General features: G+C 62.9%; 13 protein-coding genes. 7 read left to right on the forward strand and 6 right to left on the reverse strand.

From position 1 onward, the window contains the following. The first annotated feature begins 8 nt into the window (after positions 1–8). Positions 9–674 carry an adenylate kinase gene (gene adk / locus HV796_RS01385; RefSeq protein WP_175224389.1) on the forward strand — a complete coding sequence of 222 codons (666 nt, stop codon included), beginning with the start codon at positions 9–11 and terminating at the stop codon, positions 672–674. Positions 675–980: 306 nt separating this feature from the next. Continuing rightward, the gene (locus HV796_RS01390) at positions 981–1,739 is read left to right on the forward strand and encodes a 3-hydroxyacyl-CoA dehydrogenase (protein ID WP_175224391.1); all 759 of its coding nucleotides are present in this window, start codon (positions 981–983) and stop codon (positions 1,737–1,739) included. A gap of 166 nt (positions 1,740–1,905) precedes the next feature. On the opposite strand, the gene HV796_RS01395 is transcribed toward HV796_RS01390, so the two are convergent. Both HV796_RS01395 and murJ read right to left on the reverse strand, forming a co-directional pair. Beyond that, on the reverse strand, positions 1,906–2,748 hold the full coding sequence (locus tag HV796_RS01395; protein ID WP_175224554.1) for a SirB1 family protein: 843 nt from the start codon (positions 2,746–2,748) through the stop codon (positions 1,906–1,908). A 5-nt stretch (positions 2,749–2,753) separates the two neighbouring features. Continuing rightward, complete coding sequence (gene murJ, locus HV796_RS01400) at positions 2,754–4,304, reverse strand: murein biosynthesis integral membrane protein MurJ (RefSeq protein ID WP_175224393.1); 1,551 nt, start codon at positions 4,302–4,304, stop codon at positions 2,754–2,756. Between the two features lie 431 nt (positions 4,305–4,735). On the opposite strand from murJ, the gene rpsT reads away from it, so the two are divergent. After that, a complete protein-coding gene (gene rpsT, locus HV796_RS01405) occupies positions 4,736–5,014 on the forward strand; it encodes a 30S ribosomal protein S20 (protein WP_175224394.1) in 279 nt (92 codons plus the stop codon). Positions 5,015–5,323: 309 nt separating this feature from the next. Here the strand turns inward: rpsT and HV796_RS01410 are convergent, their stop codons facing one another. Then, entirely contained in the window at positions 5,324–5,659 is a 336-nt protein-coding gene (locus tag HV796_RS01410) for a DUF3579 domain-containing protein (RefSeq protein WP_175224397.1), read from the reverse strand. A gap of 623 nt (positions 5,660–6,282) precedes the next feature. Between HV796_RS01410 and argF the strand changes: the two genes are divergently transcribed. Together argF and HV796_RS01420 are read left to right on the forward strand one after the other, a co-directional pair. Next, positions 6,283–7,212, forward strand: a complete 930-nt coding sequence (gene argF, locus HV796_RS01415) for an ornithine carbamoyltransferase (RefSeq protein ID WP_175224398.1) — start codon at positions 6,283–6,285, stop codon at positions 7,210–7,212. Between the two features lie 154 nt (positions 7,213–7,366). Further along, complete coding sequence (locus HV796_RS01420) at positions 7,367–8,596, forward strand: argininosuccinate synthase (RefSeq protein WP_175224400.1); 1,230 nt, start codon at positions 7,367–7,369, stop codon at positions 8,594–8,596. Positions 8,597–8,750: 154 nt separating this feature from the next. Here HV796_RS01420 and murB read toward each other — a convergent pair whose 3' ends face one another. Then, positions 8,751–9,821: a UDP-N-acetylmuramate dehydrogenase gene (gene murB / locus HV796_RS01425; RefSeq protein WP_175224402.1), complete on the reverse strand. Its 1,071-nt coding sequence runs from the start codon at positions 9,819–9,821 to the stop codon at positions 8,751–8,753. Between the two features lie 214 nt (positions 9,822–10,035). On the opposite strand from murB, the gene HV796_RS01430 reads away from it, so the two are divergent. Then, positions 10,036–10,521 (forward strand): YajQ family cyclic di-GMP-binding protein, encoded by a 486-nt coding sequence (locus tag HV796_RS01430; protein WP_175224404.1) that lies wholly within the window; start codon positions 10,036–10,038, stop codon positions 10,519–10,521. A gap of 169 nt (positions 10,522–10,690) precedes the next feature. Here the strand turns inward: HV796_RS01430 and plsY are convergent, their stop codons facing one another. Together plsY and ybaK are read right to left on the reverse strand one after the other, a co-directional pair. Further along, a complete protein-coding gene (plsY, locus tag HV796_RS01435) occupies positions 10,691–11,341 on the reverse strand; it encodes a glycerol-3-phosphate 1-O-acyltransferase PlsY (RefSeq protein WP_175224406.1) in 651 nt (216 codons plus the stop codon). Between the two features lie 259 nt (positions 11,342–11,600). Then, positions 11,601–12,092 (reverse strand): Cys-tRNA(Pro) deacylase, encoded by a 492-nt coding sequence (gene ybaK / locus HV796_RS01440; RefSeq protein WP_175224408.1) that lies wholly within the window; start codon positions 12,090–12,092, stop codon positions 11,601–11,603. 231 nt (positions 12,093–12,323) lie between these two features. Here ybaK and HV796_RS01445 point away from each other — a divergent pair, with 231 nt between their 5' ends. Beyond that, positions 12,324–13,868: a class I adenylate-forming enzyme family protein gene (locus tag HV796_RS01445; RefSeq protein ID WP_246355637.1), complete on the forward strand. Its 1,545-nt coding sequence runs from the start codon at positions 12,324–12,326 to the stop codon at positions 13,866–13,868. Positions 13,869–13,910: the final 42 nt, after the last annotated feature.

The following is a 13,910-nucleotide window of genomic DNA, read 5'->3' on the forward strand; positions in this document are numbered from 1 at the left end:
GATATCACATGCGTTTGATCCTGTTGGGCGCGCCCGGAGCGGGCAAGGGCACCCAGGCAAACTTCATCAAGGACAAGTTTGGTATTCCGCAGATTTCGACGGGCGATATGCTGCGCGCCGCGGTCAAGGCGGGCACGCCGCTTGGCATCGAAGCGAAGCGCTATATGGATGCCGGCGAACTGGTGACGGATGAGCTGATCATCAACCTCGTGAAGGAGCGGTTGCTCGAGGCGGACTGCAAGAACGGCTATCTGTTCGACGGCTTTCCGCGCACGTTGCCGCAAGCCGAAGCGATGAAGCAGGCGGGTGTCGCCATCGATTACGTGCTCGAGATCGACGTGCCGTTCGATGAGATCATCACCCGCATGAGCGGTCGTCGCGTGCACGCGGCGTCGGGCCGTACGTATCACGTGAAGTTCAATCCGCCGAAGCACGACAACCTCGACGACGTGACCGGCGAGCCGCTGATCCAGCGCGACGACGACAAGGAAGAAACCGTGCGCAAACGTCTGGATGTCTACGTCGCGCAAACGAAGCCGCTTGTCGATTACTACCAGACATGGGCGCAGAAGGGCGATCCATCCACTACGCTAAAGGCGCCGCAGTATCGGCGTATCTCGGGGCTCGGCGGTGTCGATGAGATTCGCGCGCGCGTGTTCGACGCGTTGAAGTGAAGTCAGCGCGACCGCGCGCAGTGTCCTCCCGCGGTTTCCGCTTGCCGTTCCTGCGCGGAATCGCGCACCACCCCGCCTGGTCAAACCGGCATCGCAAAAGCCGCCCCTCAGTGGGCGGTTTTTATTCAGCTCTGCTGCAACAGGTCGCGATTGATTTAATCAGCGATCCAAATCATCTTCACGCCGTTCCTGTCGCAACACCGGGCGTCTCCTATCCGCCTTCTGCGCGCTAACCGCACCCGCTACAATCGTTGTTCGACACGAACCCGCCAGACCGGCCGCGTTAACCCGGCCCAAGGAGAACTCATGGATATCCGCGATAACGCATTTCTGATCACCGGTGGCGCATCGGGCCTCGGCGCGGCCACTGCCCGCCTCTTCGCCGAACACGGCGGCAAGGTCGTGCTCGCCGATCTGAACGAAGCGGTCGGCGTCAAGCTGGCCAACGAGCTCCATGGCATGTTCATCAAATGCGACGTCACGCGTGAAGACGACGCGACTCAAGCTGTCGACGCTGCGGCAAAGCTCGGCCCGCTGCGTGGACTCATCAATTGCGCCGGTGTCGCGCCCGCGATGAAAACGGTCGGCAAGGACGGCCCGCACTCGCTCGACGCGTTTTCGAAAACCATCGCGATCAACCTGATCGGCACGTTCAATATGATCCGGCTCGCCGCCGCCGCAATGGCGAAGCTTGAGCCGAATGCGGGCGGCGAGCGGGGCGTGATCGTCAATACCGCGTCGGTGGCGGCGTTCGACGGACAAATCGGCCAGGCCGCGTATGCGGCATCGAAGGCCGGGGTCGTCGGCATGACGCTGCCGGTCGCGCGCGATCTGTCGCGCAATGGCATTCGCGTGATGACCATCGCGCCCGGTATCTTCGAAACGCCGATGCTGCTCGGCATGCCACAGGAGGTGCAGGACTCGCTCGGCGCGATGGTGCCGTTCCCGTCGCGTCTGGGCAAGCCGGTCGAGTACGCGCTGCTCGCGAAACAGATTTTCGACAATCCGATGCTGAACGGCGAAGTAATCCGCCTCGACGGTGCGATCCGCATGCAACCGAAGTGACCGCTTGATGCGGCCTGATGCTGGATAAAAAGCTTGCGGCTGGCGAAGCCTGTCGCTTCGTCAGCGACAGGCCGCATCGATCGCGTGTTTTGGTGTTGTAGTGTTTTTGACGCTTTCGTGTGACGGAAAGCGCATCGCGGCGCGAAGCTCCGCGCCGCTGGGCCGGTCAATCGCGGTCGTTATGCTGCGTGCGCTGGCGAATCTCGAGCAGTTGCGATTCGACCACAGTCGCGTCGTCCGCGTCAGGGCGGTCGCCCAGATAGCGCTCGAGGTCTTCGAGCGCGGGCCGCAGATAATCGAGCCGCGCATAGGCAAAACCACGGTCGCGCACTTCCTCGATACTCTCCGGCAGCAGAATCACCAGGCGCTGCTGCACCGCGAGCAATCGCTGCCAGCGTTCGGTTTGCAGATAGGTTGCCTTCAGGTTGCGCAGCATTCGCGCGATGATCTCGCGCCGCGTCGCCGGCTGCAGCAACATCCGCAGCGCGCGGCCGACCGAATCGCCCGCCTTCGCGACATACGGCTCAAGCATATCGACCATCTCGGATTCGGACAGCGAGTGGCCGCTCGTCGGATCGAGCATCACATCGCCTTCCGGCGTCGTCACACGCAACAGGAAATGTCCTGGAAACGATACCCCGCGCACCGGAATACCGACCTGACTCGCAATTTCGAGGTACAGCACCGCAAGCGAAATCGGTATGCCGCGCCGCCGCTTGAGCACGACATTCAGATGGCTGTTGTCCGGATCGTAGTAGTCGTTGACGTTGGCCGCAAACCCGAGTTCGCGAAAGAAGTACCGGTTCAGGATGCCGACCTTCTGTTTGACATCCGCGTCGTCGGGCATGCGCCGCTGCAGCCGCACGACCAGTTCGTCGATCTCCGCAAGCGTGCCCTGCAGATCGAGATCGGGGTAGGCGTCCTGCGCGAGCGAAAGCGCCGCTTCCGTCAGCGGAAGGCTTTCGTCCTCGGCGACAAGCGTGCTGAAATAGTCGAGAACTCGCGTCATCGTGATCACTTCACTCGCCTTCTGAAATACGCGTATTTGAAGCCCATCAGCCACAGCATACCGAAATATAGCGCGGCAAACAGGACGAGGCACGCGCCGAGCAACACGATTCGCGTGAGCGGCCGCTCGTGCATGCCGATCCAGTCGAAGCTCGCGGCCAGCCACCGCATCATGCCTGCCAGCACGAGACATGCACCGAGCAATTGCACGAAAAAGCGCATCCACCCCGCCGACGGTGTATAGATACCGCGCCGCCGCAAGCCGATGAAGAGCAGCAACGCGTTCATGCAAGCGCCGAGCCCGACCGACAGCGTAAGCCCCGCATGGGCAAAGATCGGCACGAAGAGGTAGTTGCACACCTGCGTGAAGACCAGCACGCCGACACCGATCTTGACCGGCGTCTTGATGTCCTGCTTTGCGTAGAAGCCGGGCGCGAGGATCTTGATCAGAATCAACCCGACCAGTCCGACACCGTAAGCCGCAAGCGCGCGTCCGACCATCACGACCGCGTGGCCGTCAAACTTGCCGTAGTGAAAGAGCGTCGCCGTCAGCGGCTCGGCAAAAAAGAATAATGCGATCGCGCTGGGCGCCGCGAGCAGGAAGGTGACGCGCAGGCCCCAGTCGAGCAGCGCCGAATATTCGTGCGTATCCGCATCGACGTGCGCCTTCGACAAACTCGGGAGCAGGATCGTCCCCAGCGCGACGCCGAGCAGCGCGGTCGGGAATTCCATCAGCCGGTCCGCATAGTTGATCCACGACACCGCGCCCGGCCCGATATGCGACGCGATATTCGTGTTGATGATCAGGCTGATCTGCGCAACCGACACGGCGAACATCGCCGGCACCATCTTCGCGAGCACGCGCTTCACGCCGCGATGCGCGAGCGCGCGTAACGGCCGTAGCCCGATGCGCGGCAACATGTCGATTTTTTTCAACACCGGTAGCTGAACGACGAACTGAAGAATGCCGCCGGCAATGACCGCCCACGCGAGCGCATAGACCGGCGTGCGCATATGCGGCGCGATGAACAGCGCGGCAAAGATGAACGCAACATTCAGCAGCACCGGCGCGAACGCGGGCATCGAGAAATGCTTGTACGTGTTGAGTACGCTCGACGCAAGCGAGGTCAGCGAGATGAAGACGATGTACGGAAACATGATGCGCGTCATCGTGACCGCGAGCGGGAACGCGTCGCCGTCGGTGCGCAGCCCCGATGCAACGGCCAGCACGACCCACGACGCAAGCGCCACGCCGACCAGCGACAGGATCGCCAGCACCCACGCGAGCACCGTCGACGTCGCATCGACCAGCGCCTTGGTCGCGTCGTGGCCCTGCTGGTTCTTGAACTCGGCGAGGATCGGCACGAATGCCTGGGAGAACGCGCCTTCGGCGGAAATGCGGCGCAGCAGGTTCGGAATGCGGAACGCGACGTAGAATGCGTCGGTATATTGACTGGCGCCGAACGCACGGGCGATCAGCGTTTCGCGGGCCAGTCCGGTCACGCGGGACAGCAGCGTGAAGCCGCTGACCGTCAACAGGGCTCGGAATAGATTCATGGGGCGCTTATTATACGGGTCGGTCCAGGGCGCAAGAGCGTGTCAAAACGCGATTCGGACCGATCCGCGCGCAAGACGTTCGCGATTGTCTCGATTGCGGCGGGAATTTTGCGCAAGGCCGGCGGCAGGGGCCGGCCGCGGCCGAAGGTGGGGGAACCGTTCCAGCTTGTCACTCGGCTGATTTTATTGCTATAATCGCCCGTTTCGAAGCTTACTCTGCTTGTTTTCCTTCTGGGGCAACCCCCGGGGCAACTTCCTGGACAACTCCCGGGGCGAGCTTCACATCATTGTCGTAACCCTGAATTTGATCATGCGCCCGCGGGCAACCGCTTCCGCGGGTTGAATCCAGAAAGCAGCGCCGGGGCTTCTCATCGGCCATTCGTCGAATGGGCCGGCACTGGAAACAGGAACAGGATAAGGAACCAACCGTCATGGCTAACTCCAAACAAGCACGCAAGCGTGGCCGCCAGGCTGTCAAGCTCAATTCGCACAACTCGGCGCTGCGCTCGAAATACCGTACGGCAGTCAAGGCCGTCCGTAAGGCAATCGAAGCGGGCGACGCAGCGAAGGCCGCTGAAATTTTCCGCGCATCGTCGAAGACCATCGACATCATTGCCGACAAAGATATCGTTCACAAGAACAAGGCCGCTCGTCACAAGAGCCGCCTCGCTGCAGCCGTCAAGGGTCTGCAAGCGCCCGCTGCACAGTAAATTCGCAAGTCCTGCCAACCCGCACGATGCGGGTTGATCCTGCTTTTGCTGCTGCATGAAGGCCCGCCTCGGCGGGCTTTTTTGTTCTGCAGCCTTCTTATTGCCGGCAAGCGTTCGCTCGTGAACCCGTAACGCCATTCGCGTGCACAAAAGCGCGAAGCATAAAAAAACCCGCTAACGCGGGTTCGTGTCTGATCGGTTTATGCAGGCCGTCTCCTGTGCCGCGGCGCCACGCGTCGATTCGGAGCTAATCCCGCCGCAGCATAACCACGCTGCGCGCGCGTCATTATTGCGCTGAGCGTCGCTGCGTCAGGACGTTCTGCCCTGCTGCGTACCGTGATGCGGCGGCAGTTCGCACGCCTCGGTGACAACGAGGTCGTTGTCTTTTGCGAAGTTCATCACGAAGTCAAACGCCATCGGCTCGATATCGCGCAGCCGGGAGTCGAGAATCACGCACTTCAGGTCGCCGAGCATGGTGGGCCGCACGTACAACGAGTATTGCAGGCGCGCGTTCGGCCCTCTCGCCCCCGGACCGAAACACGACATCACACCCGCGAGACGCTCCGACCAGTCGCTCGGCCGAAACTTTTTTCCCTTGCTGGTGATGCCTTGAATAAAGAACTCGGTTGGGGGTGTGTCGGCCATGTAGGAAACCCTGTGTGACTGCCCAGCGGAGTGCCAACAACGGACAGGCTATTCGAGCGGGGCTGCGCGAACGTCAAAACCGCTGCCGCGCGCATCCGGTCGTGCCATTCGCCATGTGGCGCATCGGTGTGGCGCCGCTGTGTGGTGTCTCTATGCGGCACCTTATCGACACCGCACCACACATTGATCGGCGCTACACCGGCAGGCTCACCGCAGCCAGACTGCACCGGAAAACACCGAAAGCCTGACAACCCGATGAAGACAGTGCGACTGATTGGCCGTCCAGCACGCTCAAGGCGGTCGCCGCAGTCGCTTTCGCTCGCGCCGTGACGCGTCCGCCGGTGCGCCCCGCCTACGCCAAGCCTTGTTCCGCAAGCATGGAGCCTTGCCTGCCGGGCTCTTGAAAAACCTACGGATTATAGCGCAGCGGGCCTTCTTCCGCACTGCACACAAGCCTTCCGCGAACATTGCGGCAACAATTTTCCTCACATCAGTCGTGCCGCCATCCTCCGTCCGGCTGACTCGTCAAACCCGGGAAAATCCTTTATGCTGCATTGAGTTACCACAAACGACGGCGGCGTCGTCCGGCCCTTTCGGTCGGGTGAGACCGCCGTATTTGTTTCATGAACGCCAAAACTATCCGCCACTATCTGCAGTTCAAGGACTTCTCGCTCGACGACTACGAATACGTGCTCGAACGCGCGCGCATTCTGAAACGCAAGTTCAAGAACTACGAAACCTATCACCCGCTGCACGACCGCACGCTCGCGATGATCTTCGAGAAGAACTCGACACGCACGCGACTGTCGTTCGAAGCGGGCATCTTCCAGCTCGGCGGCCATGCAGTGTTCATGAGCACGCGCGATACCCAGCTTGGCCGTGGCGAACCGATCGAAGACGCTGCGCAGGTCATCTCGCGGATGGTCGATATCATCATGATCCGCACGTTCGGCCAGGACATCATCCAGCGCTTCGCGGAAAACTCTCGCGTGCCGGTCATCAACGGGCTGACCAACGAGTATCACCCGTGCCAGGTGCTGGCAGACATCTTCACGTACTACGAGCATCGCGGACCGATTCGCGACAAAACGGTCGCATGGGTCGGCGACGCGAACAACATGCTGTACACGTGGATTCAGGCCGCGCAGATTCTCGGCTTCAAGCTGCGCCTGTCCACGCCGCCAGGCTACAAGCTCGATCGCGCGCTGGTCGCGCCTGAGAGCGCGCCGTTCTGCCAGGAATTCGGCGACCCGCATGAAGCGTGCGCGGGCGCCGATCTCGTCACCACCGATGTCTGGACCAGCATGGGCTTCGAAGCGGAAAACGAAGCACGCAAGAAGGCGTTCGCGGATTGGTGCATCGATGCGGACATGATGGCGCGCGCAAACAAGGACGCGCTCTTCATGCATTGCCTGCCCGCGCATCGCGGCGAAGAGGTCAGCGCGGAAGTGATCGACGGCCCGCAAAGCGTCGTGTGGGACGAAGCGGAGAACCGTCTGCACGTGCAAAAGGCGCTGCTGGAGTTTCTGCTGCTCGGCAAGCTCAATCACTGAGTCCACGCTGACAAAGGGGCACGCCGCCGCAACGCGCGTCCCCATTTGCCGCCCCGTCCAAATCGCAGGGCATCGGGCAGTTTAGTGTCAAAATAGCGTTTTTCCGCGCGCCGGGGCCGCCGGCGCGCACTAGTCTTCCAGCTACGAGTCCATCATGAGCGATATCAAGAAAGTCGTGCTCGCCTATTCGGGCGGCCTCGACACCTCCGTCATCCTGAAGTGGTTGCAGGACAACTACGACGCCGAAGTCGTCACGTTCACGGCCGACATCGGCCAGGGCGAAGAGCTGGAACCGGCACGCAAGAAGGCGCTGCAATTCGGCATCAAGCAGGAGAACATCTACATCGAAGACCTGCGCGAAGAGTTCGTGCGCGACTTTGTGTTCCCGATGTTCCGCGCGAACACGCTCTATGAAGGCGAATATCTGCTGGGCACGTCAATCGCCCGTCCGTTGATCGCGAAGCGCCAGATCGATATCGCGCGCGCAACGGGCGCACAGGCGGTGTCGCACGGCGCGACCGGCAAGGGCAACGACCAGGTCCGCTTCGAGCTCGGCTATTACGCGCTCGAACCCGGCATCAAGGTTATCGCGCCGTGGCGCGAATGGGACCTGCTGTCGCGCGAGAAGCTGCTCGCTTACGCGGAAAAATCCGGTATTCCGATCGAGATGAAGCACAAGCAAGGTGGCGCACCGTATTCGATGGACGCGAACCTGCTGCATATCTCGTTCGAAGGCCGTCACCTCGAAGATCCGAAAGCCGAGGCCGAGGCCGACATGTGGCGCTGGACCGTGTCGCCTGAAGAGGCGCCGGATCAGCCCGAATTCATCGATATCGAGTACGAGCACGGCGATCCGGTCGCGCTGAACGGCAAGCGCCTGTCGCCGGCCGCGATGCTCACCGAACTGAACCGCCTGGGCGGCAAGCACGGCATCGGCCGGCTCGACCTCGTCGAGAACCGCTACGTCGGTATGAAGTCGCGCGGCTGCTATGAAACGCCGGGCGGCACGATCATGCTGAAGGCACACCGCGGCATCGAGTCGATCACGCTCGACCGCGAAGTCGCGCACCTGAAGGACGACCTGATGGCGCGCTACGCATCGCTGATTTACAACGGCTACTGGTGGAGCCCGGAACGCCGCGCGATCCAGGTGCTGATCGACCATACACAGGAAAAGGTCAATGGCTGGGTGCGCGTGAAGCTATACAAGGGCAGCGTCTCGGTGGTTGCGCGCGATTCGAAGGACACGCTGTTCGACAAGACCATCGCCACGTTCGACGATGACGGCGGCGCATACAACCAGGCGGACGCTGGCGGCTTTATCAAGCTGAACGCACTGCGGATGCGGATTGCGGAGACTGCCCGCCGCAAGCGTGGATCTTAAGCCCGGGCGGGTCTTAGGCCCGTGAACGACGACGGCGCGCTTCAGAGTCGCAGCGTCCGAATCGGAAAGGCGCCGGCGCACCAATACGTGCACCGGCGTTTTTATTGAAGAATCCTGGCAAGTTCGCGGCACCGGCTGTCGCGTCCGTGCGCGCTCAGAGAAAGATCGGTTCCGGCTCGAGATCGACGCCGAAGCGCTCCGCGACGTCACGCTGAATCGCCGCGGCCAGCGCGAGCACGTCGGCGCCGGTCGCACCGCCTCGATTGACGAGCACGAGCGCCTGCCGGTCATGCACGGCCGCCGCGCCGAGCGCGCGGCCCTTCCACCCACAGCGGTCAATCAGCCAGCCAGCCGCGAGTTTCACGCGCCCGTCGGGCTGCGGATACGACACCATGCCGGCCTCTCTTTCCAGCAGCGCTGCGAATTGCGCGGCACTCACCACCGGGTTCTTGAAAAAGCTCCCGGCATTGCCGAGTGCAAGCGGGTCGGGCAGCTTCGCCCGGCGGACCCTGACCACCGCGTCGAAGATCGCCCGAGCGCCTGGCGCGGCGTCCGCGCTGCCGCTGACCTTGCCATTGACGCTGCCGTGCTGACCGACAGCCAGTTCGCGCGCGATGTCCGCATAGCCGGCGCGGGGCGCCCACACTTTCGGCAACCTGAACGTGACCGACGTGATCACGAAGCGGTCGCGCCCTTCCCGCTTGAAGAAGCTGTCGCGATAGCCGAACCGGCAAGCGCACGCGTCGAGTTCGACGGTCTGCCCGGACGCGAGATCCACCGCGCGCAGCGACGCGAAACGCTCGCCCATTTCGAGCCCGTAAGCGCCGATGTTCTGGATCGGCGCGGCGCCCACCGTACCCGGAATCAGCGCGAGATTCTCGAGACCTGGCAAGCCGTGCGCGAGCGTCCATTCGACGAATTCATGCCAGTTTTCACCCGCCGCCGCCTCGACATACCACGCGTCACCGTCTTCGCGGACCACGCGCCGGCCGCGCAGCGCGATCAGCAGCACGAGCCCGGCAAAATCGCGTGTCAGCACGATGTTGCTGCCGCCGCCGAGCACCAGCCTCGGCAAACCCGCCGCGCGCGGGTCACGCACGGCCGCAAGCAGTTGGTCTTCCCGTTCGATCCGGCAAGCAAGCTGCGCGCGCACGTCGAAACCGAACGTGTTGTGCGCGCGCAGCGGGTAGTCGGCAATCAACGGCATGGAGGCGGTTTCGGACATCGGGTCGAAAAGATCAGCAAACTATCGGACTATCGGACAGGTTTCAGTGGAACGGCGCCCGCACAAAACGATACGTAAAGCCGTACCACCAACGTGCGAACCTTGGGCAAACGATAGGGCGCCGGTAAAATGACATCGGTTCGTGATTATAGCGAGTGCGTCATGCGCGTCCGGTGGGCGGCATGGCGGTACTCCAGCACTATGGGAGAGAAAAATGCCATCGTTCGACGTCGTCTGCGAAGCCAACATGGTTGAGGTGAAGAATGCAATCGAGCAGTCGAACAAGGAAATTTCGACGCGCTTCGACTTCAAGGGATCGGATGCTCGCGTCGAGCAGAAGGAGCGCGAGCTGACCGCGTTCGCCGACGATGAGTTCAAGCTCAGCCAGGTCAAGGACGTGCTGCTTGGCAAAATGGCGAAGCGCAGCGTGGACGTGCGTTTCCTCGAGTACGGCAAGATCGAGAAGATCGGCGGCGACAAGGTCAAGCAGGTCGTCACGGTCAAGAAAGGCGTGTCGGGCGATCTCGCAAAGAAGATCGTCAAGCTTGTGAAAGACAGCAAAATCAAGGTGCAGGCGAGCATTCAGGGCGACGCGGTGCGTATCGCCGGCGCGAAACGCGACGATCTGCAAAGCGTGATCGCGATGCTGCGCAAGGAAGTGACGGACACGCCGCTCGATTTCAACAACTTTCGGGACTAGGCTCCGGGACGGGGCTTGCGCGCTTGCGAGCGGGGTTGATTCGAGCGTCGCGAAATAACGGAGATCCGCGACCATACGCCGACATACGCGCCCATGCCTGCACATGCCTGCACATGCTGTTCCCAGCACGGGTCCACCGCTGCGCCCTGCTGTCAATCAGCGGCCGCGCTCAAGGCTTTCTGTGCCCAGTGCCGCCGGCCGTCCCGCCGCCCGCTTCTTTCTTCTTCTCGCCGATCCGGCTTTCCTGCCCCGCGACGAGTTTCGCGATATTCCCACGGTGACGCCAGATCAGCAGCGCGCTCATCGCGACAATCGAAAGCGCGATCACATTCGGACCGAACAGAAAACCGTCGAAAAGCGGCGCGAAGATTGCTGCGCAAATCGCCGCAAGCGACGAGTACCGCATAAAGAACGCGACGATCAACCAGGTCATCAGCGTCGCGCCCCCGAGCACCGGGTTGATCGCGAGCAACACGCCTGCCGCGGTTGCCACGCCCTTGCCGCCCTTGAAGCGGAAAAATACCGGATACAGGTGGCCGAGAAACACGGCGATCGCCGCAATCGCAATCGACGTATCGTCGAGACCGTAGCGCGCGCCGAAATGGCCGACAAACCACACCGGCACCCAGCCCTTTAGCGCGTCGCCGATCAGCGTCAGGACCGCGGCCTTCCTGTTGCCGGTGCGCAGCACATTCGTCGCGCCCGGGTTGCCAGACCCATACGAACGCGGATCGGCGAGGCCCATCGCCGCGCTCACGATCACGGCAAACGACACCGAGCCGATCAGATAGGACACGACAGCGACAATCAGGTTTTCCATGTCGAAGCTCTTATAAGTATCAAACAGCGCGATGGCGGGCGCTTGCCGCTATGCATCGCTATCCGCCGGATCGCGCGGCCTTGCTGTTACGTGCGGCCAGGCGCGCATTCACGACGGCGCACATTCTACCGAAGCCGTCCGCGGCGGTCTCTGCGAGCCGAACACGACGACGCCGAAACCAGACTGCAACGCGAAGCCGCTCGCGACCCCAGACATCCGAACCGCTGTCAGCCTCCGGCCAGGCTTAACCCGGCCAGAGTCAATCCACGCTTGCGCACTGCACCGGTTGTGCGCCGAGCACCCCGGTCAGCACGCTCGGCGCGATACTGACCAGAAACCCGCGCCGCCCACCGTTGATCCATATCCGGTCCAGTTCGAGAATGCCCGCTTCGACGTAGACCGGCATCGTCTTGCGCGTGCCGAATGGCGAGGTCCCGCCAATCAGGTACCCCGAATGCCGGTTCGCGACTTCCGGCTTGCAAGGCTCGACACGCTTCACGCCGATCTGCCGCGCGAGATTCTTCGTCGACACGGTGCGGTCGCCGTGCATCAGCACGATCAGCGGCTTCGCCTGCTCGTCTTCCATCACGAGCGTCTTCACGACGTGATGCTCGTCGACGCCAAGCTGACGGGCCGATTCCTCGGTGCCGCCATGCTCGACGTAGTCATACGGATGCTCGCCGAATGCAACACCGTGGCGCCGCAGGAACTGCGTGGCAGGCGTTTCGGAAACATGTCTGGATTTGCTCATCGGCGCATTGTAATGTCCGCGCGCGGCCTCGACCATCTGCCGAACGGCTGAGATTGTGCGAGTCCACTGCGTGTGGCACGATCGTTCGCGATTCGTCAGCCCAATCGGCAGAACCATTGCCCGCCGTGTCGCTGTCAGGAGATTGCATTGAGCCATCCGCCGTATTCGCCAGCATCCAGCGCAACCGCTGCCGCCCACGTACCCGCCAACGTCGCGTTCGATGCGTCCGCGTTGCTCGCGTCGCTACCCGTGCGCATCTCCGGGATTCCGGCGCTCGGCGCCGCGCGTCGTCCCCAGCATCTCGCGCTGATCGAGGACGCACGGCGCCTGACCTACGCGCAACTCGCCGCCGCCACCGATGCGGCCGCCGCGACGCTGCGCGCGCTGGGCGTACGCGGCGGCGATCGTGTGATGATCGTTGCGGAAAACTGCGTCGCGCAGATCGTGCTGCTGTTCGCCACCGCGCAACTCGACGCGTGGGCGCTGCTGTGCAACGCGCGGCTCGCGGCAGCGGAACTCGACGCGATCGGCGAGCACGCGCGACCGCGCATCGTCGTCTTCACGACCGATGCTTCGCCCGATGCCGCGCGGCATGCGCGGCACTACCGCGCACAACCCGCGGCGGCGACTGGACCCGCGCTTGCCGCTAAGATGGGGTCCGATATCGGCGCGTGGTCGTACACGCTCGAGCCAAACGCGCCAGCGGAGCCGCTCGACATCGCGAGCGAGCGTCAGTGCGCCGCGTTGATCTACACCACCGGCACAACCGGCACGCCGAAGGGCGTGATGCTGTCGCACCGCAATCTGCTTTTTATCGCAGCGATGTCCAGCACACTGCGCCGCGTCGGTCCGAACGACGTCGTCTACACGGTGCTGCCGGTATCGCACGTGTACGGACTCGCTTCGGTGTGCCTCGGCAGCCTGTATGCGGGCGCGACACTGCGGCTTGCGCCGCGTTTTGTGCCGGAAGCGGTGCGCGCCGCGCTCGCCGACGAAGACGTATCGATTTTTCAGGGCGTGCCGGCGATGCATGCGAAGCTGCTCGACTATCTGCACACGCAGCGCCTGCGCTGGTTCGCACCACGCTTGCGCTTTGCGTACTCGGGCGGTTCACCGCTCGACGCGGCGCTGAAAGCGCGTGTTGAAAGCCTGTACGGCGTCGCGCTGCACAACGGCTACGGGATGACCGAGACCAGCCCGACCGTCGCGCAAACGATGCTCGATGCGCCGCGCTCCGACTGTTCGGTCGGTCCGCCGATTCCGGGCGTCGAGGTTCGATTCGTGTCGCCGGATGGCACCGATGTCGCACACGGCGAAGTCGGTGAGCTCTGGGTGCGTGGTCCCAACGTGATGCTCGGCTACTATCGCGCCGCCGCTCAAACACGCGCCGCCATGACCGAAGATGGCTGGCTCAAAACCGGCGACCTCGCAACGCAAGACCCGGACGGCGCGCTGCATATTGTCGGCCGCAGCAAGGAGCTGATCATCCGCTCGGGCTTCAATGTCTATCCAGCGGAGGTCGAGCAGGTGCTGAACGCGCATCCGGACGTCGTGCAATCGGCGGTGATCGGCCGGCCGGCAAGCGACGGCAACGAAGACGTGATCGCGTTTGTCGAGCTGGTCGCAAGCGCGCACGTGTCGCCCGCGCAGTTGGTGAAATGGTGCGGAACGCGGCTTGCTCCGTACAAACGGCCCGCCGAAGTGAAGGTGCTCGTCGCGCTGCCCGCCGCGGCGACCGGCAAGATTTTGAAGCACAAACTGCGCGACCTCGCGTAACGCCCCGGCCCGCCGCGGCAACCCGCGCCCGTTTGCGTTTGC

It is taken from the genome of Paraburkholderia humisilvae (assembly GCF_902859855.1).
Taxonomy (GTDB): domain Bacteria; phylum Pseudomonadota; class Gammaproteobacteria; order Burkholderiales; family Burkholderiaceae; genus Paraburkholderia; species Paraburkholderia humisilvae.